This window comes from cyanobacterium endosymbiont of Rhopalodia gibberula, from assembly GCF_003574135.1.
In the GTDB taxonomy this organism is placed as follows: Bacteria; Cyanobacteriota; Cyanobacteriia; order Cyanobacteriales; family Microcystaceae; genus Rippkaea.
The window spans coordinates 1,492,937-1,516,147 of sequence record NZ_AP018341.1 but is presented as its reverse complement, the minus strand read 5'-3'; the positions used below and the strand labels follow the sequence as shown (position 1 = coordinate 1,516,147).

Below are 23,211 nucleotides of genomic sequence, written 5' to 3'. Positions count from 1 at the left end.
TGTTCTAAGAGAATAAAACAACCACTTATACTATATCAGAGTTGTTAATGATAATATAGTTGTTAAGTCTTTATGAATTCCTCTTGGTTTAAATTAAACCTAATCAAAAAAAAACACAATAAAAAGTATTTTAAAGAACAAAAAATTTATAAATCAGATAACTGTAAGCTTACATTATTTAATTGATATAGTAAGATTCAAATGAGGAGTAGTCAGCATCATAATATGAAGAATTTAATCTCAAAAGTACAAAGAAAACAGTATGACCATCATAGTACAATCGTCCAATTTAGAAAATATAAAAAGATTAAAACCAGAATTACCTCCAATTAGCGGTTGGGAACGAGAAATCGCCTCAGTAGTTCAACACGATGACTCAATCTTTTTATCTACTACCAACATCGCTCTAAACAACGTTAAAGCAGGATTTGCTTGTGCCCTTCATATGCACCAACCCACAATCCCTGCAGGAAGAAAAGGTGAGTTAATTTGTAATCTTCAAAATATGTTTGAAAACCAAGACATAGGAGATAATCACAATGCGGGAGTCTTCGCTTGGTGTTATCGTCGCATGGGCGAATTTATTCCTCGAATTGTCGACAATGGTGAAAACCCCAGAATCATGCTTGACTATTCTGGCAATCTTCTCTGGGGATTTCAACAAATGCAGAGCTATGACATCCTTAATGATCTTAAGTGCATCACCTGTGACCCTCAATATCAGCCCTATGTAGAATGGTTAGGAACCATGTGGAGTCATGCAGTAGCTTCCTCAACGCCTATTCCTGACCTTAAACTCCAGATGCAAGCGTGGCAACACCATTTTGCCTCAATTTTTGGTTATGATGCCCTCAAGCGGGTAAAAGGCTTCTCTCCACCGGAAATGCACCTACCTAACAACCCCGATACTCTTTTTGAATATATCAAAGCCCTTAAAGAATGTGGTTATCGTTGGTTACTGGTGCAAGAAGACTCAGTAGAACGGTTAGACGGGAAAAATTTACACCATAATGGGGATGACAAATACATTCCTAACCGTTTAGTAGCGCGTAATTCTTACGGGGAAATCATTAGCATTACCGTCTTGATTAAAACCCAAGGGTCTGATACTAAACTCGTTGCGCAGATGCAGCCCTACTATGAAGCCAAATCACGGAAACGATATAGGATTGGAGGTATTGAGATTCCTTGTTGTGTTTTCCAAATTGCTGACGGGGAAAATGGTGGAGTCATGATGAATGAGTTTCCCAATGGATTCAACCCTGTTTGGAATCAAATTAAAAAAGAAGGGGATGTGGTCGGCTTTAACGGAACTGAATATATTGAACTCCTTGAAATGGCAGGGGTCAACCCTAATGACTATCCCACTTGTCAAGCGGTAGGACAACACAAAATTTGGAATAAGATTGACCTAGATGATGTTACCCCGGAATCAGTTGCTAAAGCTATTGAAGAGTTACAAGCCACCGATTGTCGGTTTCACATAAATGGGGCTTCTTGGACTGACAATTTAAGTTGGGTTAATGGCTATGAAAACATTTTAGAACCCATGAATCAACTCAGTGCTGATTTTCACCGAAAGTTCGATTTTTTAGTCCAACAAAATCCTTGTGTCACTAAAACTGCTAAATATCAGGAAGCGTTACTTTACACCTTATTAATGGAAACTAGTTGTTTCCGCTATTGGGGACAGGGGACGTGGACTGATTATGCTCATGAACTTTATAATCGTGGACAAAAATTGGTTAAATAATTTAAAGTTTATTTTCTCCATAAATTCAAAAGTCTCAATTTACCAACTGGTTCGTTAGAGTATTTTAAGGCTTTGAATACACTAGAAAGAAGAAAGGCACTATATATCAAAAAATTACTATTAGTTAAATAAGTATTTAAAAAAAAGAAAAATTATCTTAACTTTTTGTTGCTTACTCTTAGATATTATTATTTATAATAACCTGATTTGATTCATTAACTTTCTGTATAAAAATAATTTATTTTGCATGTTTTTACACTAATTTTTTTGATAAACTAGTTCAAAAAGATTGTTATTTGTAAAAACAGGTATTAAAATTGTACAGTTTTTTTGTAAAAAAATCATAATAATAAAGTTATTATCATTAATCTCTATTATTATGATTTTTATATAATAGAGTTATATTATTAAGGTAATTAAGACTTTATAGGAAGAAAATTATATCTTATGAACAGACACTAAAAATTAACTATTATTTTTATATAATCGAGTTTTTTTAAAACAAGTTAAAATGCTATAAAGAAATAATTTAAGTCATAAAAAATTTATTAAATTTAAGCACAATCATCATTGTTATTGATTTTATTTATTTAAATATTTGAAAAAGCTAATTATATAGATCAGCTAAAAGGGTATTGACAATCTATATAGTTTTAATATAAAGCTATTGCAATTAAACTTAATTCAAGTTAATTAAATAATTTTAATAAAAAACTTAATTAAGTTTTTTATTAAAAAGTAAACATAATAATTATAGATGTAGAGAATAAAAAAGTAGTCATGTATATATAAATTAGTTTAATTTCTATTTTTTAAAACCCTTTATTTATAACAATTAAGCTTCCTCAATATAGGTTGTGACTATCACTTTTTAAGAAATCGAAAATGTCAATAAAAATCAAGTATAATTAGTTTGACTTCAATCACTAAAATAATGATAAATAAATTAAGATAAGTGACCTAATATCTATTGTCTATGACAATGAATTTAAATCAGTAAATAAAATTTATATCAAGATAAACTAACTATTTTACTAAAATTTATTCTGTATATTTATATAGTTATATGAGTCACGTTTAATAAAAATTAAAATACTTTAGTAATTAATTGCTGTTAAGAATAATTATTGTTTTTATTTTTACGGTACTTATCTCATTAATTAGAGGTATTTTGTAAGAAAAATAATAGTTTTTTATAAAAAAGGTTCTACTTAGGAAGTAGAACCTTTCTGAACTAGTTATGATAAAATCTAAAAACTTTGTTTTACAAAACTTAGAAAATTTACAAGACTTAATCTTTATAAAAATTAAGTCTTTGAGTAAAAAAATACGTTCAAAATAATAATTTTTAGATTTATTAGCTATTAATGAATTCTATTCGATCTAGAAGATCCGGAGAAATGATTTATTTTATCTTTGTGATTAGAAGTTTTAACTAACCCTAACTAAAGATAATCTTTACATTAGTTATTCAAAATAAGGTAAGCTTCATAATTAAAAGCTAAATTAATTTGAGATAAACTCACTAAAACTCCGATTGTATTTTTCTAACAAATCTTGTATAAATTAAATTTTTTATAAGTTTCTTAGCTAACAGAAATTGAGATTTTTGAGCCAAACATAGATAATTTATACCTGTTATCGTTTATCTCTACTCTTGCTAAACAATTTGGTGCTATATATTGATTTAGATTTGAGTGGAAAAAATAAACTTTTTAAAGTGATGTTTTAAGATAGAGTTATACTCTAAATATCCAACTATAAAATTTTTTAGAGAAATTTATCGAAAATCTGGATGATGTTTAAACAATCTAAACTTATTTATTAGAAATAAATAGTTTATAAAAGTATATTTAGCTATTTTTGAGAAAATAAAAACAATCAATATAGCACTAAACAGTAAATTTTTATGCTTAGTGCTATATTGATAGAAAATTTTATGTTTTTAATACAAATTATCATTAATATTTAATTATCAATATTTTTTTAAATTTAAATGCCTATTTCTTTGCATGTATCTAACTTTCAGATCTCAACTAGATTAATTGTGTCAATATTTTGTGTGATTATTTAACTTTTAAATTTTTAAATTAAAAATATTAGCAAATTACTTTAATATAAATAGGAATTATGAAAAAAACTATTTTTATTTAGTTAAATTAGTTTTTTGCAGCCGACATATTTTTTGTTATTCTTATTTTTTTAGTTAATCGTTACGATAATTTAATTTTTAATAAAAATTACTTTTAGTTTTTATTTATAAAACTAATTATAGCAAACTCTAATATAATCTAACGATCACTCTTCTATTTTTAGGCATGATCCTCAGTTGGCTAATTGGTAATATTTTTAATTGACTTCAAGCTTCAAATCAACCTTCGATGAAATTGAATAATTTTAGTCATCTAACAGCTCATGATTAGAGAAATCTCAAGGACTTTGTTAATATAAATGTCACAAGCGAGCCATCGGAGAACATTCCAAATTTATGAGCCAATCTACTAAATCCATCGTAATTTCCCCTTCCATTCTATCAGCTGACTTTAGTCTTCTAGGAGAAGAAGTCCGAGCCGTAGACAAAGCAGGAGCTGATTGGATTCATGTTGATGTCATGGACGGTCGTTTTGTCCCTAATATCACTATTGGACCACTGGTCATCAAGGCGATTCGTCCCTATACTGACAAGCCTTTAGATGTTCACTTAATGATTGTTGAACCTGAAAAATATGTTGCTGATTTTGCCCAGGCTGGTGCTGATATCATTTCTATTCATGCCGAACACAATGCTTCCCCTCATCTACATCGTACTCTAGGACAAATTCGAGAATTGGGTAAAAAAGCTGGTGTGGTTCTTAATCCTTCTACTCCCTTAAACTTAATCGAATACGTCCTGGAACTGTGTGACTTAGTACTGATTATGAGTGTTAATCCGGGATTTGGCGGTCAAAGTTTTATTCCCGAAATGGTAGGCAAAATTAGTACACTTCGTCAGATGTGTGATGAGCGCGGACTAGATCCTTGGATCGAAGTTGATGGAGGTTTGAAACCAGACAATACTTGGCAAGTATTAGAAGCAGGTGCTAACGCTATTGTTGCCGGATCAGCAATATTCGAAGCTCCTAGCTATGACGAAGCCATTGAAAAGATAAGAAACAGCAAGCGTCCTCAGCCAGAATTAGCAGCAATTTAACCTCTAAAATTTTAGTTCATGCTTGCATGGACTAAAAGATGATAAAAGGCGATCAGATTGATCGCCTTTCTGATTAAAATTAGCTCTCTATTTGGTTATTTTGCTTCATTGTCTGTAACTCTTGTAAAAGAACGTTAATTTCGGCTTCTAGATGCAAATATTTGAGTTGCTGTATTGCTTGATAGGATTTGCTCAGTTGTTTTACTGAATTTGACTCGATCTTTGTTTGTGACCGCTGCTGAGTTGAGGAACTAATAGGGGTCTGATAGTTAGGTAAAGACGAACGAGTAAGGGTTTGAATAGTCATCTATCGTTTGATTAAGTAAATTTACTTATTATCTACTAACGTAGTTCGAGCATTATAACTTAACAATGGATCAAGATACATCCTGATAACATCAATCATTTAATTTTAGAGGATTTAATTTACTATCTTTTTCTATGCATAGTCATCAAGCTAGCTTCCATATCATAGACTTCAATTATTCGACCAGTGTAATCACTAACGCTTTGTGAAGGATGCTCAAAATCAGACAAATGGTTAAACGATCTAGTTCGAAGCTGTAGATTTATCTGTACTTTAACTTAAAAAGCCACATTACATATATATATCTATGCGATCAAACTTTAGTTTAATTAGAATGATATTTCCCTCTATTGTAGAGATATTAAGTTGTGTCATAAATTATACGATAACGATGAAATGAGAACCGCTGCCGTACTACATAATCTAGTACGGCAGCGGTTTTTTTATTTAGAACAAATTATTTTAAACTCAAAACTTAACTTGATTCATTTATCAAAAATAAAATGTTTAAATCAGTTGAAAAAATAAAATTATGCATTCAAGAGAATTTATTATTACCTATAATTAGATTATAAATAAGGTAAAAAATAAAAATTTTAATTAATAAATAATTAAAATTATGATAGAACTTAAATAAGAAAACCTAAACTATAGACAAACAACATTACTTAAAAAAGTATGAATTATAAATATAAAAAATAAACTTTTATAAAAAAATTAGCGAAAAATAACTAAAAATAAAAATATTTATTCATACAAGTTTAGATTCGAAAATTTATCAGTATAAATTCTGTTTTTTAAAACTATGTTTGTGATATTTTACTGACTTAATTTACTAATTTAAAAAACTACTTTTCTTTCATCCCTACTAATAGTTCTTTGCCTAAAAAACTTTGAATATTTAGTACTAACAAGATCTGAACGTTAATACAGACGATGATAAATCATATAATTTTACTCCATTTGGTGGAGATATAGACGATACAATGTTGATTACTGCTTAAATTAGGCTGATCTTGACTCAAATCTTTTCAGTTTAGGTTAGGAAGAAAAACCAAATAACTTTGTTATCAATCATCAAGATAGACGTTTCAATGTACATTGCACTCAAAGGTAAACGTTAAATGTCAATTATCACTAGGAATTTAAGGAATGATTAACAAGGAATGACTACACTCGTTGATTCATACACCTCTAAAAAATGACAATAACAATAAAAATAACATTAGGAAATTACAGCTCTAACTTTAGATTAAATCGACAATAGATACCCATAATAAATATACCTTACTTATCCGTATAATTTTAATTCAATTTCAATTAAAAAATTAACTTGAATTCAACAGGGATTTGCTAAACACAAGCAAGTGCCAAGAAGAATAAGGAGATTACTAAAAAAAACATTAACTAAGAGTAAGAAATTTGATAAGTTTTACATAATAAAAATAGTATCAAAGCCACCTTTCTTTATCGAGGGAGTTTTATAGTGAACTCGGTTAGTTTTAACTTGTGATCAAGAAAGATTCTAATAAAAGCAAAAATACCAAGACAGATAAACCTAAATGTAAAGTATATAAAACATAAAATAATCTCTAAAAATAAAGAGAATAAACTGATATAATAGAGGGGTGTTAAATAGTTGTTTATTCAGGAATTTTAAAAAAATTAAGTTGGCAATAATCTAGTTGTTTAATCAAAAATTAATTATTAGGTTATTAATATTACACTAAGTAATAAAACAATCATGTGGAATCAATAAATTTATTATCTTAAAATATAAGATAATCTTAATCCTCTTTTTTAATGCCTTGTAAACTTCTATTTAGTTATAGTTAATCATAGCTAAATAATTGATAGATGACTGGTATAAAATCTAAAAAGAATTATCTCTTAAAGCCAACCGTAATTTTATTTACGAACATTCAAACCAAAATTTAGTTTTTTTATTTTTAAGGATATTTAGTAGTTATTAAATAATTTTAAGTGGAAATAATATATAGCGATCACTTTATCTATTCCAAAAAGCATATATTTTGACATTTAATTCATGACTTCTACTTGTTTGTCAATAGGATCGTCATATACACTTGTAACACATGTATCCGCACTTTTTGGAGACCAACATTATGCGAACTCTTCCACGGACTTCGACAACCGAGATGGAAGTTACCAGTATTCGCTTAGAACGAACCTTAAAACAAAAACTCAAGGAATTAGCAGGAAATCAGGGTTATCAAGCACTGATTAGAGATATTCTTTGGAATTATGTACAACAGAAATCGGGAGATTATAGACCTCAATTTTCTAAAACAGATATTCGCGCTACCATCGAAGCTTCTGCTAGAAAAGATGAAAGCTGTGTTCTCACAGGCAAACTGATTCCAGAAAACGAACTTATGTTGTTGGGATTAACCATTCATGGAGATTTAGTACCTTTAAGTATAGAGAGTATCTCTATTGACTAACATATTTCCCCACTAAAATCTATGATTGCAGTGGGGAATTTTTTCCAAATCATCGTTAGGAATTTTTTGCTCAACGAGACAGCTTAATTTCTCAATCTTTCTATTTCTTTAAAAACTAAGACGTCGGACTCTCCCGAAATATTTTAGTTGGTTTACGAATATTCCACACTACTATGAAAATAATTACCAAAACATTGAACCCTTTTTAATAAAATTTATCAATTCATTATTCTTTTTTTTCTGGGACTGTTTTATAGTTAAGACATTGATAAGTTTTGATGACTAATTATTTTCAAGCTCTTGTACTATAAATTGAACAATTTTTAGTCGTTAAATTAGGAATAATTATAATACAAACAATATGATAAATCTTAGAAAGATTATTAGACTATATAGTCTACCATCCGTTAGATTAACTTAACATAAAAGTATCTTTAATTGCTTTATTTTTACATTATATTGACATTCTTAAGTGAAGTTATGCTGCTATTTTCTGTTGTTTATTTAATTATCTCATAATATTAAATTCATTTACATCAAAAATAGACTAGTAATAATAAGAATTATAAATTTTTATAATTCTTACCAATTAATCTATTATTTCGAATAATAAACCAATGTTTTTTTTTCATCAGGAAACTTGTAGCCTGTTAGTTTATTTTTGACAAAACAACTAAGTTTTTTAAATCAAAAAACCTCTTATTCCCTAAAACCTCGGCACAACAGTTCTGAGATAATTTATGAACTGATTGCCAAGAGATCTATTAACAGCTGACTGAAAAGATTGTAAATTTAACTTTTTTACCAAGGAATGTCGTGATTTTTAGCTAATGTAGAATGAACTTTTTACAGCTTATTTTGATGGCTAGAGATTACTTAACTTCGCCGTTATACTGAAACGATAGAAGATAATATAAAAGTGGGACAAAATATAGTCTGTAGTCTAGTATCAATCTTTTGTAAAAAAAAATTTTTAGCCACTTTATTACTAGAAACTTATGAAGCTATTGCTAATATTAATTATAGTGAAAAAAACCAGTGATAGTTAAAAACTGGCTATTTTTTTACAAAATTATTAGTCATATAAACTGAGCATTTTATTAAAAAAAAACTCAACAAAAATATTTATATGATTTACCAGAAGTAACTGTTAAAACAAAATAGTCAAGAGTTAAATTTTTTGAGTATAAGAGCAGTAAATAATAGATCAATACCTAGATAAATAAACAGCTTCTAATAACTTCAGATGAAACGTTATCACTAATAATAACTTTTCCAATTTCTGTCGGAAGAATAAAACGAACTTTACTAGCTTTCACCTTTTTATCAGTCTGTAAAACATTAATAACTTCGTCAATTTCCAATTTTTTAGGAAAAGCAGTTGGTAATCCTACTTTTGCAATTAAATTATCCTGTCGTTCAGCTTCTTCTTTAGTCCATAATCGCAACTTAACAGCAATTTTACCTGCAGCTACCATTCCCATTCCTACTGCTTCTCCATGATTAATTATTCCATACCCAGTTAAACTTTCTATCGCATGACCAATAGTATGACCATAATTTAAAATAGCTCGTAACTCTGCTTCTTTTTCGTCTTGACTCACCACATCTACCTTTGCTTGACAAGATCGAGTTATAATAGTACACAATAATTCCTGACTTAAACTGTCTAAATTATCAAGGTTTGTGGCTTGTTCTAATTGGCTAAATAAATCTTGGTCCCAAATAATTCCGTATTTAATCACTTCCGCCATTCCTGCGCGGAATTCTCTTACAGGTAAAGTTTTCAATACGAAGGGATCAATAAACACTAAACGTGGTTGATAAAATGCCCCAATAAGGTTTTTTCCTTGAGAATGATTAACTCCTGTCTTACCCCCAATAGAAGCATCTACCATTCCCAAAAGAGACGTAGGGACCTGAACGAAATTTATTCCTCTAAGCCATGTAGCTGCTGCAAACCCTGTTATATCACCGATGACCCCTCCTCCCAAGGCTATCATGGTTGATGACCGTTCGAGACGATTGTTTAGGGCAGTATCATAAACTTGGGCAATCATATCTAGATTTTTATAGGGCTCTCCGGAAGGGATTAGATGGTTAAACACTTTAAATCCCGACTTAGTGAGAGAATCGACTACTATCTCCCCATAATAGTTAAAAATTTCTGGATTAGAAATTAGGAGAATTTTTTGACCCAAGTTGAGGGGTTCAAGATAACTTCCCAATTGACTAAGAATGTTGGAGGCGATTACAACTTGATATGAGACATGTGGCAGTTTAACTTCAACAATTGAAGATATCACGAATCAACTATTTTCCTTTGTAAGTATCGTCAACACTTATTAATTATAGATGACAATGTCATGAGTTGGAATAGATCAACAGCAAAAAATTCTGACTGTCAATTAATAAGTCATGAAACTAAATAATGACTTAAATCATGGTATTTTCTATAAATTTATTTGAATTACATAACACAAAGAGAGATGTTTATATTGATTTTTTTTTTAAAAGGTTATCCTAATTATTTAAAATAAGTGATTAGTCTTTATTTAAAATAAGTGATTAGTCTTTGAGATTTTTATTTTAAAATTTCAATAAAAAATATAATTTTGAGTTAAATTGAAATTTTCAAACAATACCAAGTATTATCAGAATAAAGTATTAAATTTTAAAAAAGTAGTTTATAAAAAAAGTTTTACTTTTTAAAAAAATAAAATTCACTCATCAAAAAACTATAGTTCTGTCATTGATAATCTTTTTATCTTAATAAAGAAAAAATCAGGAAAATTTGAAGATGAACTATTGTAGGTATAGTAGGTTTATAAAACTACTATTTTTTACAGTCGTATTTATACTAGGAAATATGTCCTTAGACAAGATCTAAAAAATTAGCTATAATTTATATTAATTGGAATTAAAAATAGAATATATAGAACTTAATTTGGAAAAAGATGTAGCCTGAAATATATAATTTATGGTAATTTAATTGAATTCATAATCTCATTTGGACTTGATAAAGAAACTATAGTAAATATTATTAAAGTTAATTTGACTGACTTTAATTTTTAAAATTTTGATTTAATAAATGCTATTTTTAGTAACTTAGATTGAAAAGAAGTAAAATTAGATATAGCCAATCCTCAAGAGGATGATTTACGAAGTATTAATCTTATTTCCCCGTAATTAAAAGGTATTAGTTCAGATTAAAAAACTCTTTTAGAAGAAATATCGTCATCAAATAATGATGTTCATTGAGGAGCATTTTCGAGTACAATAAATTAATGATCATTATCATCAGGAGTTGCAGAAAATGTCTACTTTTGCTGTCGGTGCTTTTGTAGGATATCTCATTGTATTCACAGTGATCGCCTTAGGATTATATTTCGGTCTACGGGTTGCCAAAATCATCTAAAAGATCATTAGTAACCAGTGATTTATAATCATTGGTTACCCAAAAACTATATTTAAAGTCTTGCTCTTTGAGGGATACTTTACTGTGGTGTACACTACTTTGAAAGCAGCTAGTGTAGTAAATAAATACTAAAAAAATCTAGTAAATATCGTGTGTTGATTAACATGGAACTAAATAGTTGCCACAACAAACTGGTCTAAATCTTTAAAAAAAGAACCCCTTTATAACCTAAAGGGTATAACGGATCAAAGTTAGTAAACATTAGGTGAAAACGTCATAACCAGAGGATTGTAGGGAAATTTTTACCAAATAATCGACGTGGCTAGCATCATAGCTGGCACTGACAATGTTAAAGTCATGTAAAGAAGATGCAATTCTGATTTTAAAGGCTTTTTAAAATACTATTGGCATGTTTTCTGACACTATTCGAATAGTCAGAATATTATTTTTTCTTCCATGGTCATTTATTTTTCTAGTTTCTGGATAACATAGCAATTAACGTGGGAGAGTTATTAGAGGTTGGTTCGATTCAACTTCCTACGTTAGAGTAAATATTTTAAATTCTACTTTTGATTAGCGTATCATTAATCAAAAGTAGAATTTAAAATATTTCACCAATAATAAAACCAAAATAATAAACTATACTAAGCCATCGTTTATAGATATCTTTTAATAATTAAGATATTGATCAATGAATTAATTACAATATAATAAGTTCTCTTCTAAAAAGAATTTAGTAAGAGTGTTAGACACTGTAACTAAATTCTTTTTAGATTAATATTGAATAATAAAAATTTCTTAAGTATTTTTTATTGTTTAATAAATTTAAAATTATAAAAGCCCAATACTCAGTCTAAATCTTCAATCTATGTTGGCTAAATTCTTATAGAGTATTAGAGTAAACTATATACAAAACATGGCATAAAAGATCTTAAAAATAACATCAAAAAAGACTGAAAAACTTCGTCAGTTATCTTTCCTAAGAATGTTTGTCGAACTAAAAGCATTATCAAGTAAATAACTAAGAAAGCTGTTTTACTTAGTTTAATAAGTAATTCAATAACATCTAATCTCAAAACTAACTTTCTGGTTGCTTCCGATAAGCAATGAGAACTAACTCCTCTTTCTTTGGAAAAAGGAATGCTATCAGGTTTAAGACGTTAAAGAAATCCAACGGTTTACTTATCCTAATGTAGCGATACCATCACTAATAGATAACAAATCATTAAGCATACCTTATACCAATTTTCCAAATAACATTTTAAGAGTTTACTTTCTTTATAAGAGCTTAGAGAAGTTAGTAACTTAGTAAATACAATTGTTGTCCGCTAATTTCATCCCGGCTGCAATATCCTGACGATTGATTACTTGATAAATAGACTTAATAACTATTTTTGCTATAATCGCAATGCGAGATAAGTTACTTAGTGCCTAGAGTGAAAAAACACTAAAAATTATAATAAATAATTGAATATAACTATTTTTGTTAAAACATCCACTATAGTAAACACCGTTTACCATAGTGGATGTTTTAGTCAAACTGAGGCAGGATAGATTCGCAATCTACGGTTAGGTTCTTCTCCAAGACTATCAGATTGTAAACGGTAATGTTCTACTAATTCATGTTGCATCTTTCTTACTTTAGGCGATCGCGGTAATAATTCCACAGGTTGTCTTTTAGGCAGTACGATCTGTTCTACCGCTAACCTAGCTTCTTCTAAAGCTTCTAACTCATCATCATTACCCCAACGGGCAAATAAACGTAAATCAGCTGTTTCAGGAATTTTTAACTCATCCATACCTAAAATTCGCTGTAAAGTTCTGGTAATTTGGGGAATGGTATTAGACTTTACCCCATGAATGGGAATTTGACGAACCTTAATAATTTGACGCAGCTTAGATTGATTTTTAACGTGTGATCTTAAGGCTATAACCACATCAGCACCATGTAAATCCTTAGTTAATACAATCGGAAGATTAAGAATATCGATCACTTGTTCAATCTGTGATCGTCCAATACCGTAAGGATAAATATATACAGGCCAATCCTCTCCATTCGGACCTGGAGTACGAACCTTATGGTTTGTTGACTCTGGTTGATGCCAAGAAGCATCTAACAGACGATCAAATTCTGAAGCTAACCCTCCCCTTTGTTGACTAAAAAAAGGTTGTACTGGACTCATTTGCCCAGATGCACGCCATCCTACAGGGCGTTCTTGTACCTCTAAAAAAGAATGGTCTCCTAAGATATTATTAGGGGATGCCTCAGGTTTTTCCTGGGTAATTTGGATCCGTCCGTAGTTGTCAACTGTTCTGGTTGGGGGGTTAGGTTTACCACCACGCAGGAGAAGATCGACAGTTTTAGAGACGTCTTCATGAATTACCCAACGCTGACGTTCCAACATTTCAATAGCGATCTCAAAGGTGGGAGGGGCTTTCCGTTCTAATATAGTTTTTTGCGAACTTCGTCGCCTGGCCTCTTCATCTCCCAGTATTACTGCCTGAATACCACCGACTAAATCAGAAAGAGTCGGATTTTTAATCAAATTTTCAATACGGTTACCATGGGCAGTTCCCACCAATTGAACTCCCCTTTCAGCAATAGTGCGAGCAGCTAATGCTTCAAGTTCGGTTCCAATTTCATCAATAACAATAACTTCTGGCATATGGTTTTCCACTGCCTCAATCATCACTCTATGCTGCAATTCAGGACTAGCTACTTGCATCCGTCGGGCGCAACCAATAGCAGGATGGGGAATATCTCCGTCTCCGGCAATTTCATTAGAGGTATCAATAATCACGACTCTTCTATGTAAATCATCGGCTAATACCCGAGCAATTTCCCGTAAAGCGGTGGTTTTCCCTACCCCAGGACGACCCAACATCAGTAAAGATTTTCCTGTTTCTACTAAATCCTGAATTAAGGTAATGGTTCCGAAAACAGCCCGTCCCATACGACAGGTTAAACCGATAATCTTTCCACTGCGATTGCGAATAGCACTGATACGATGTAGAGTGCGCTCAATTCCGGCTCGGTTATCGCCACTGAAATCTCCAACGCGCTCAATACTATAATCCAAATCTTTAGCAGAAACGGGGATGTTTCCTAAACATAATGCCCTATCAGGAAAACGTGCTTCAGGCAACCTTCCTAAATCCATTACGACTTCAATTAAGTTATCGTGCTGAGGATGTTCTTCGATTTTAGCTCGAATAGTGGAGGGTAGAATTTCTAGGAGCTTATTGAGATCATCAATAATCTGCATTCGTTTAGAGGAATTTAAAAAATTATTTGTTTTGGGGTCTAACATAATTTAGAGAGCGTCGTCAACGGGTTAAAAACAAAAAATTTATTTCTATAAATCAGGAATTTTTAGGGATAAAACCAGAGATTCTGCAATTTTTAAAGCTTTAAAAAGTAAATTAGGTTGGTCTTCTAAAGCTAATTGGAGGTTGAAGTTTATTGATTGGTTTTCTAACTGTCTTACTATAGGAGATAATACTGAGCGAGCATAACTACCATAAGCAATACCAGACACAGCCAATTTAGACGACATCGAAGAGGTTAAAAGTCCTATTTCTCTTAATTTAGAAACAGTGTGATGATTAGTTCCTCCTGCTAATTGGACAAATCCAGGTATTTGAGCCTTGAGAACTTTCTGAGCCAACTTAATCGCTGCGTGAGTGGTTCCCTTTCCAATATCCCCACTCATAGGACGACCATCAGTTTGCCAAATTAAGGGGATGGGTAAGGGAGAAATCATCTCATAGAGATAATAGAGATAGTCAATTAAACCACACGCGTCGGGACAGCTGATGGCGAGTAATTTGAGATGACCAATCCAAGGAGCTATTGCTTGCCATAATTGTTTAAACTGGTTTCCTCGTCCCACCTGAGTATGAATTTCTACGGCATCAATACCCATTTCTCTAATAAGGGGAATCATTTCTTTTGGAGAGACTACATAAGAGTGGGTTTTAACCAATTGATAAGGACATACAGGGATACAACGACCACATCCATAGCAACGGCTTTCTAAAACTCCAAAACTTCCTTGTTTAGTTTCAACAATAGCTCGAGGAGGACAGATTGTCTCACACGGACGAAAACAGTCTGAGGGACAATGTTGAGCATCAAAGTAAGCTTTCCGAAAGTGAGGATCTTCTCCATCATTTAAACTTACCATCAGCCAAGGTGTTCTTTGTCTGGAAAATACCTGATATCTTTGATCATTTTCTAATTTTTTAGCTATGTTTAACGCCTCCCTGGCAGCGGCAATCACAGCCGGATCAGCAGCCACGTCAACACAGTCAGCCCCAGCCAAGGCATAAGCTAAGACAAGAGTACGAATGGCTGGCAAGTCTTGAAAACTCGCCCCACAAATTAGCTTAAACCAGTTTCCTGCTTTGAGAGATTGTAAAGGATAGGATGCGCTCACTCTTAGTATATCTAGTCCTTAGTCCACCTTGTGTGTTAGAGAATTCCTGTAGTATTCAGATCCCTGTTAGAGATAGGGATAACAAAAACTCAGTCAAAAAACGTCTATCTAGAGAATATTCTTATCTCATCAGACAAGGACGTTTAAGACAAAAAACTATAGCCAATGGGAAGTGCTGTTAAGACTGCCCAAGAAACTCCTTATAACAATGCTATATATTAACATAGATTATCTTGTAACCTTATAGAGTTAAGGCAAAAAGTTCAGTTTATTCTTATTAAACTAAAAAAATTATAGGCGGCTTAACATCATTAGACATACAGTGTGAGGAAAGAAAAAACAAGTGTTTATTTTAGCTAAAATCCTACAATTTATCTGCTTAATTCCCATTTTAGGGGGAGCTATATTCTCAATCCTAACAGTTTTAACAGTTCAACGCTTTTTAAAAAACTCAAAATCGAGTGTTATCCATAATTTCACCCCACCTCTAACCGTTCTGAAGCCAGTTCGAGGACTAGAGAAAAACTTAAAACACAATTTACGTACCATTGCTATTCAGGATTACCCAAACTATCAAATTATCTATTCAGTTCAAGATCCTAAAGATCCTGCTTTTCCTATTCTGAAAGAAATTCAAGAAGAATTTGGTTCGAATCGAATTTCCCTAGTAGTTAGTCCGCTTGAGGTAGGAGCTAATGGAAAAGTTAATAATCTCTTAGGAGCCATAAAAGAAGCTATTCATGACATTATTATTATCAGTGATAGTGATACTAGTTTACGACCCGATTATCTTAAAAAGATTGTGGCCCCTTTGGATAATCCTGAAGTAGGATGTGTCTGTACTTTATTTAAGGTCATCAGAGGTGATCACTGGTTTGAGAAAATGGAACTTCTAACTATCAATGCTGACTTTATACCTAGTGTTATTTTTGCTGAAGTAACAGGAACTTCTAATGCTTGTTTGGGACCTTCTATTGCTATTAGACAATCTACTCTAGAAACAATAGGCGGACTGGAAAGTTTAGCAGATTACCTAGTGGAAGATTATGAAATAGGACGAAGAATATGGAATTCTGGTAAAAATGTGGTTTTGTTACCTTATATTATCGATGTAGTTGTAGACTTAGAAAACTCGCGTGATTGGTGGACTCACCAAGTATATTGGGATCAAAATACTTATTTAGCCAAACCTCTTCCTTTTATTGCTACTATCCTTATTAGAAGTATTCCCTTTGCCTTATTATTTGCCTTGATTCGAGGAGATATAATTGGGCTATATAATTTGATAGGAGCTATAACCATTCGTCTAATAACCGCAGGAATAACTTCCTGGAAAATGGGAGATATTGAGGGAATTAAAAATCTCTACTTATTGCCATTTCGCGATATATTAGGTTTAGCATTTTGGGCGTTATCATTTACTCAAAGAACAGTGGTATGGCGTGGAGTAAAATTCGAGCTTACCAGTAAAGGAAAAATGGTTATCCGTCATTAGTCAAAAGTTAGTAAAGATAACTTATTTACAAATCAGTAATCTTTTACTTAGAAAAAGAAAAAATTAAATGGTGTTTATGAAAGCTTGCGCTCATTCTCGATACTATGGCTAATGACCCTATTCCTCAGTAGTTTGATAACTGAAATAACTTCCACAATTCTAGTCAAATGTTGTTTAATAAAACCTATACAGCATCCATCGTAAGTTATATCTTGCCACGTAATTACATTTCTTTCATTAACAATAACTGTATTCAGGGTGATATATTCAGGTATTTTTCGTATTTATTTCTAGATTTGTTTTGGCTAATTAGAAATAAATATAATGATTAATTATTTTATGATCAGTATCTTTTATACTTCGTTTAATAAATTTATTGCTATAGTCAGTTCTAGCAATGCGACTATCACTAATAGTAGTTATGGCATATTTTACAGAAAAAATTTTGAGTTTAGATTAAGAAATAGTGTATTAAATACTTTTGAGATTAGGCAAAATTTACTTATAGCTAATAAAAAATATCTATAATTAGACGAAGTTGTGGAAATTATGGGCGGTGATATATTCCCTCAAATACAGTGGATTAATATGGGTGTCAAACAGTTAACAAGTATATTCTTAATATTTAGTAAAATTAATCTATTAACTGTTTAATTTTCTCCTTGAAGAGGAGATATATAAAACTATAAATTTTATTCTCTAAATATAAACTAATTTTTACTAAACTCAAGTTTGTTTTCTTAAGAAAATCGTTACTTAGCTAATTTAAACTGTTTCTAGTTACCAATACCTTAACCTTATATCCAAAGATATCTTGGAGACTTAAGGGTTGATACCCTCTCAGGACTATCGCCTATTAAATAATCTCAATTGTTATGATGGTAAGTATCAGCTACTATAGCTGTTATTTTGAGTATTATAAATTGTTCATATTCCCAATTTGTTATTTAGAATGACCAGCAGAGTAAGATCTGCAATAATTTTAAGACTTTTCACCACAATAAGAAGGATCTCAGAATACTGTTAGTCTTTGTTGGGATAACTTTCCAATATCTCCGCGTTGGGCAAATACAAAAGTTGTAGGATTACGATGCAAGGATGCAATCATAGAAAACTCTACTGCTTGGAAGACTTAAGATATTAAAATTTAGCTGTAGAATAACTAAGAAGTTTTGGATGTTCAATAATTTAAGTTTAAAAGTTTTCCTGATTTTGTTTCAAATAGTTATCTGCTTAATTGACTAATTTAACCATTCGTTAGTAGAGCTTTTGGGAATAGAGCTTCGGGCACCTTCTCCACAACAAACTATTGGCGTGATTCATCAATATCATGCCAATAGTTTGTTTTCAAACGTTAGTAGTAAATCTTTCTGCATACAGACAGGCTAAACTAAATACATCATGTAAGAAATAAAAACCACGCAATCACCATAAATTTCTGACATTTGTCCCCAACCAGTGGAAGTATTGGTGAGCAAAGGTACCAAATCGGCGTGGGTATGCTCAACGTATCTGTAGAAAGAAATCACATAAAAAACTGTTTCTACCGATGGAAATGGCGCAGTTGCGTAAATCACTTGAGTTTTCAGTTCATTCATTATCTAGAAGTCTAATAAGACTAAAGGTTTGACTAATTTGTGAAAATGGGTGATGCAGACTAGAGAAAACTATCTCTCTTTTATAGTCACTAAATTTCGATTACTCCCTTTAAAGTAGAGAATATTGTCTGTTTTACTAACCATATTTTTTTGACAAATTTTAACTGAGGTATTGCCCGCTGCATACAAAGATTTTGTCCTAAAAATCTAGAATTATAAACCTGTAGAGTACAATACAAACAATACTTGGCGACTTCTTGATTATTTCACAAATTTTCCATAACTTCTTGAAATATTCATTTAAATATTAAACATTAGTTCTATCATTATTAGTTGGTAGCTTCTCTCAGCAATTTCCACTCATTGATTTACTTTTGGTGTGCACTAAAAATTCTGTCACCTTAGTTTTTTTAAACTTATTTTTTGGTGTTGTACTAAGATGATAGAGTTCAGAAAATATACTGAAGATAATCGGTCATCTTTTCCGAAAGACCCCGTAAGCCTTCAGAGAAATTAGAGAAATTATTGCTCTAAGATCCACTATTGCTCTAAGATCCATGGATAGTCCTTGCAGCAGAGTAATTTATTATTAGACTCTCCTTAAAATCCACTTATTGGTTCATGCTATGAGGTGAGGTTAACTGCTAGGATTTTAGAGAACATAAAAGGTAATCTATCCATCACCCAAGTTTATCGGTTTTAACCGATAACATTCATCTTAAAACCGATTATGAAGAGTTTAAAAGCGCATGTTCAGCTACAAGCAATAATTTACCAAATTCAACCAGAAACAGCTAACGAATATCTTGAGCTTAATATTGCTCGAAATACAGGTCTCATTTCTTCTGAAGAGTACACAGAAACAATATGGATGATAACTGCTGCCGCTGCAGAGACTGAACAGCTATGGATTAATCATCAATTATTTTCTCAACTAGTGACAACTCTAGTTAACGAATATTATCTTAGTTTTATTATTTCAGATTGACTAATTTACCCCCTACGGATACTACCATATCTAAGTCCCTTTACTTGGACTAAGGGCTTCTGTCGAAGTAAAATCTCAAGAGAATATTTTAGAATTTATATTTCGCAGTAGCCTCCTAATGTGCGCCAAGATAAATTCTCTACTGAGAATTACTTAACGGCAAATTTAATGTCTTTTTCTTGGTCAGTTTTAAAACTATGTTTCTGTCAAACTGTAATGACTTTTCTATCCAGTTTAGGATTACGAAATGTATCTTGCCTACTGGTAATCAAAGTCACTGCACTGCTAGTTTTCAGTTAGGTTGATAGCCAGGTTGATTTAGAGAGCTGAGAGTTAGAATTGGTTTCTGTTTACAACAACAGATAATAGAGCTAAGTCAGTAGTCTAACTTTTCTAAATAAAAGTAAACTTGAGATAAGGTATTTAATCGAGATCGAGTTTGAAGATAACTCGAGACATCCACAGGAATTTTCTAGAAAAGCTACTGTTGTTATTACCTTTAAAGGATGTCAAGTTAGTGACTTATAAAATAGAGTTAACTAGCAAACCGATAAAAAATAAAGATATCTATCGGTGTTGTTTATGATAGAGTTCCTCTATTGGTAACAGAAACCTTATTTGAATAAGCTTTTATGGAAAAGAAGATGTTAGCCTCTCGTCTTTCCGAAATTATTTTTGTTGATTATGGGAGAAATTACTTAGATTTTAAACTATGGATCTCGATTGAGCGAATTAGTTGCATTTTTTTACAAAAAACCTTTTTAATTTCATCACTGAATATAATTTTCAGTTACGGGTAGTTACAATTTCTCTTTCCAATATAGCTGGGCAATTTTGAGGAGTTAATATTAATGAAAATCGGAAGATATAAAAAGTCAAAAATTATAGTCAATTTCCCTTGCAATCTGCTATGTAAAACAAGGCTAATTTAAGAATCTATCTACATTTAAATTGACTATAACAACTTAAAGCATTCTGTTGCTTGTATTTATCAAAACCTGATAGAAGATTTTTAGACTTAAAATACTCAAGTAAAAGTAGGTAACTCCGATTAAGATTTAATCCATGATTTTAGATTCGATAAATTTTTGAGGGAAAATCAAGTAGTTGTAGATTAGTTATCTTTATACCAAGCTAAAGAAAGAATTTTAATATCAATAGAAAACAGGAATTAATGTATACTCATCCCTAACTCTATAGAAATTCTTTCCTGGTTTATTAGTCTTATTCATCTATTTCTTATAAAGGACATACAAGTAATGCACGAAATCCCCCGTTATTTAGCTACATTGCCTCTCAGCATCATTCTAGGACAAATTACTGTTCCTTTGACCCTGGCTAACCCTCCTCGTACTCCCGATAAAACTGTTGAATGTGGAATGCTGATTGTTGGTGGAGGACTTGCGGGAACAGCTGCAGCTTATGAAGGTTTACTGGATGGAAAAACTGTCTGTCTTACCGAAATTACTGACTGGGTGGGAGGGCAAATTTCGGCCCAGGGAACTTCTGCTTTAGACGAACGACAAACCCAGCGATCACAGTTAATTTACCCCCGTGGTTATCTAGAATTAAGAAAACGCATCAAACAGCATTATGGCAAGCTCAATCCTGGAGACTGTTGGGTAAGTGAATCCTGTTTTTTACCGAGAGACGGAGATCTCATTTTAATGAGGATGTTGAAAGATGCAGCTAATAAACACAATGGAACTCTGAAATGGTTTCCTTCAACAGTCATTAAAGATATAAATATTGGTAAAAACCCCCGAGGAGGAACAGGAGAACAAATTTTAAGTGTGATTGCTATTCAACATCAATCGGCTGATGGTCAACCTCCTCTTAATACTTATCCCTTATCACAAACCATTGAAGACGCTTACCGTTACGAAAATTCTCCTCGCTTTGACAAAACTATTATTCGTTTTACTCCCGACAAAAATAACAAACAAGAGCCCGCAGACTGGTATATTATAGAAGCCACAGAAACAGGAGAAATCATCGGCTTAACGGGCATTCCTCACCGTTTAGGAATTGATCCTCGTTCCTATCTTGAACCCTCTTCATCAAGCGTTGCAGGCAATCCTTACTGTACTCAAGGGTTCACTTATACTTTTGCTATAGAAACCATGAAGGAATCTCAAACGCATAAAATGCCAATTTTCTATTCACAATATGCTCCTTATTATAGTTATGAATTAGAACGATTAGCTGATTTCGACTTAGTTTACACTTACCGACGAATTTGGAATCGAAAAAAAGGGAAATCTAAAAAGTTTGGGGGAATTAATTTTACTGTTCCCACTCCCGGGGATATCTCTATGCAAAATTGGACTTGGGGTAATGATTATCGTCCAGGAAATCCTCAAGATAACCTAATATATACCCGTCAACAATTGCAAGAGACTGGACAATTGAAATCTGGAGGATGGATGGGAGGACTAAGAACTGAGTCCCTACGTAAAGGAGAAGAAAACGCCTTAGGATATTTTTATTGGTTAATGAGGGGAACTACAGATTCTCAACTGGGAGAAGGAGTCAAAAAAATTAATCCTAATCATCGTTTTCTATCAGGTTTTGACTCTCCGATGGAAACTAAACATGGGCTATCTAAATATCCTTATATTCGCGAAGCAAGGCGAATTATTGGACGGAAGTCTTCCGCTTATAAAAATGGGTTTCTCATAACAGAAATTGATATTTCTCGCCGCAATTATCAAGATGAATTTTATAAAAAAACTCTTTCTCCTGACACCTATCGTCGTCTTCATGCAGCTATTCGACGATGGGAAGGTTTCGGAATTTTGAGTGGAAGAATTGCTCCCAGTGACATAACAAGACGGAAGCGATCTACCATTTATCCTGACTCGGTAGGAATAGGTCATTATGCTATTGATTTTCACCCTTGTATGACCGAATTTCCTGCCGAAAAACCAAAGAACGCTGAAAGAGAAGGAGAAAGACAAGGTGCTGGGCAAGCTTACCCGTTTCAAGTTCCTTTAAGGGCGATGATTCCCCAAAAACTTGATAATTTGTTGGTGACAGGGAAGAGTATTGCCGTGAGTCATATTGCCGCTGCTGCCTATCGGGTACATTCGTTTGAATGGTCTTCAGGGGCTGCTGCTGGGACTGTTGCAGCTTTTGCTTTGGATCAACAGATATTACCGTATCAAATGGTTAAAGAGCCAATTTTTCGCTCAGAAAAATTAAGAAAATTACGAAAAAAATTAGATCAAAATGGTAACTTTACAAGCTTTCCGGATACTTCTATTTTTAATAACGATTGGGATAATTGGAAATAAAATTAATTCAGAAATGAAATTGACTTAAATTCTAGGATCAATTAGTGAGAGAAACTCAGTTGAGATTGTTGTGAAGACGATTGCCATAACGCATGTTATAGTGTTTGGTCAATTAGCAGTTTGATCGCAGTTTTGATGGTTTGGCTCGTATCACTGTTTGCAGTGAAAGTAAGTGGTTTGTCGCTCTCTACTTTTGTATAAGAGTATAAATATTAGAATTATTATTAATAATTCTAATATTTATAAAGTTAAAATGTCCTAT

12 protein-coding genes are annotated in these 23,211 nt (G+C 32.0%); 7 read left to right on the top strand and 5 right to left on the bottom strand.

The window, feature by feature from the left end:
• The first annotated feature begins 262 nt into the window (after positions 1 to 262).
• The gene (locus RGRSB_RS04850) at positions 263 to 1,753 is read left to right on the top strand and encodes a glycosyl hydrolase family 57 (RefSeq protein ID WP_119260080.1); all 1,491 of its coding nucleotides are present in this window, start codon (positions 263 to 265) and stop codon (positions 1,751 to 1,753) included.
• A 2,488-nt stretch (positions 1,754 to 4,241) separates the two neighbouring features.
• On the top strand, positions 4,242 to 4,943 hold the full coding sequence (rpe, locus tag RGRSB_RS04845; protein ID WP_119260079.1) for a ribulose-phosphate 3-epimerase: 702 nt from the start codon (positions 4,242 to 4,244) through the stop codon (positions 4,941 to 4,943).
• 79 nt (positions 4,944 to 5,022) lie between these two features.
• Here rpe and RGRSB_RS04840 read toward each other — a convergent pair whose 3' ends face one another.
• A complete protein-coding gene (locus RGRSB_RS04840; protein WP_119260078.1) occupies positions 5,023 to 5,250 on the bottom strand; it encodes a hypothetical protein in 228 nt (75 codons plus the stop codon).
• Positions 5,251 to 7,376: 2,126 nt separating this feature from the next.
• On the opposite strand from RGRSB_RS04840, the gene RGRSB_RS04835 reads away from it, so the two are divergent.
• Entirely contained in the window at positions 7,377 to 7,715 is a 339-nt protein-coding gene (locus RGRSB_RS04835; protein WP_119260077.1) for a hypothetical protein, read from the top strand.
• Positions 7,716 to 8,929: 1,214 nt separating this feature from the next.
• Here the strand turns inward: RGRSB_RS04835 and aroB are convergent.
• Positions 8,930 to 10,018: a 3-dehydroquinate synthase gene (gene aroB, locus RGRSB_RS04830; protein WP_119260962.1), complete on the bottom strand. Its 1,089-nt coding sequence runs from the start codon at positions 10,016 to 10,018 to the stop codon at positions 8,930 to 8,932.
• Positions 10,019 to 11,031: 1,013 nt separating this feature from the next.
• On the opposite strand from aroB, the gene petL reads away from it, so the two are divergent.
• Positions 11,032 to 11,133 (top strand): cytochrome b6-f complex subunit PetL, encoded by a 102-nt coding sequence (petL, locus tag RGRSB_RS04825; protein ID WP_119260076.1) that lies wholly within the window; start codon positions 11,032 to 11,034, stop codon positions 11,131 to 11,133.
• A 1,535-nt stretch (positions 11,134 to 12,668) separates the two neighbouring features.
• Here petL and RGRSB_RS04820 read toward each other — a convergent pair.
• Together RGRSB_RS04820 and ldpA are read right to left on the bottom strand one after the other, a co-directional pair.
• Positions 12,669 to 14,444: a R3H domain-containing nucleic acid-binding protein gene (locus RGRSB_RS04820; RefSeq protein WP_232014586.1), complete on the bottom strand. Its 1,776-nt coding sequence runs from the start codon at positions 14,442 to 14,444 to the stop codon at positions 12,669 to 12,671.
• Positions 14,445 to 14,489: 45 nt separating this feature from the next.
• The gene (gene ldpA / locus RGRSB_RS04815; protein WP_119260074.1) at positions 14,490 to 15,572 is read right to left on the bottom strand and encodes a circadian clock protein LdpA; all 1,083 of its coding nucleotides are present in this window, start codon (positions 15,570 to 15,572) and stop codon (positions 14,490 to 14,492) included.
• A gap of 343 nt (positions 15,573 to 15,915) precedes the next feature.
• On the opposite strand from ldpA, the gene RGRSB_RS04810 reads away from it, so the two are divergent.
• Positions 15,916 to 17,067 (top strand): glycosyltransferase, encoded by a 1,152-nt coding sequence (locus RGRSB_RS04810; RefSeq protein WP_172582039.1) that lies wholly within the window; start codon positions 15,916 to 15,918, stop codon positions 17,065 to 17,067.
• Between the two features lie 1,385 nt (positions 17,068 to 18,452).
• On the opposite strand, the gene RGRSB_RS10070 is transcribed toward RGRSB_RS04810, so the two are convergent.
• Complete coding sequence (locus RGRSB_RS10070) at positions 18,453 to 18,596, bottom strand: hypothetical protein (protein WP_172582038.1); 144 nt, start codon at positions 18,594 to 18,596, stop codon at positions 18,453 to 18,455.
• 799 nt (positions 18,597 to 19,395) lie between these two features.
• On the opposite strand from RGRSB_RS10070, the gene RGRSB_RS04805 reads away from it, so the two are divergent.
• Positions 19,396 to 19,653, top strand: a complete 258-nt coding sequence (locus RGRSB_RS04805; RefSeq protein WP_119260073.1) for a hypothetical protein — start codon at positions 19,396 to 19,398, stop codon at positions 19,651 to 19,653.
• 1,259 nt (positions 19,654 to 20,912) lie between these two features.
• Positions 20,913 to 22,949: an FAD-dependent oxidoreductase gene (locus RGRSB_RS04800; RefSeq protein ID WP_119260072.1), complete on the top strand. Its 2,037-nt coding sequence runs from the start codon at positions 20,913 to 20,915 to the stop codon at positions 22,947 to 22,949.
• Positions 22,950 to 23,211 lie beyond the last annotated feature (262 nt).

Coding starts and splice junctions, on each gene's coding strand:
- RGRSB_RS04835 (WP_119260077.1), top strand. CDS start 7,377: ATGCGAACTCTTCCACGGACTTCGACAACCGAGATGGAAGTTACCAGT.
- rpe (WP_119260079.1), top strand. CDS start 4,242: ATGAGCCAATCTACTAAATCCATCGTAATTTCCCCTTCCATTCTATCA.
- RGRSB_RS04850 (WP_119260080.1), top strand. CDS start 263: ATGACCATCATAGTACAATCGTCCAATTTAGAAAATATAAAAAGATTA.
- RGRSB_RS04820 (WP_232014586.1), bottom strand. CDS start 14,444: ATGTTAGACCCCAAAACAAATAATTTTTTAAATTCCTCTAAACGAATG.
- RGRSB_RS04840 (WP_119260078.1), bottom strand. CDS start 5,250: ATGACTATTCAAACCCTTACTCGTTCGTCTTTACCTAACTATCAGACC.
- RGRSB_RS04800 (WP_119260072.1), top strand. CDS start 20,913: ATGCACGAAATCCCCCGTTATTTAGCTACATTGCCTCTCAGCATCATT.
- petL (WP_119260076.1), top strand. CDS start 11,032: ATGTCTACTTTTGCTGTCGGTGCTTTTGTAGGATATCTCATTGTATTC.
- RGRSB_RS04805 (WP_119260073.1), top strand. CDS start 19,396: ATGAAGAGTTTAAAAGCGCATGTTCAGCTACAAGCAATAATTTACCAA.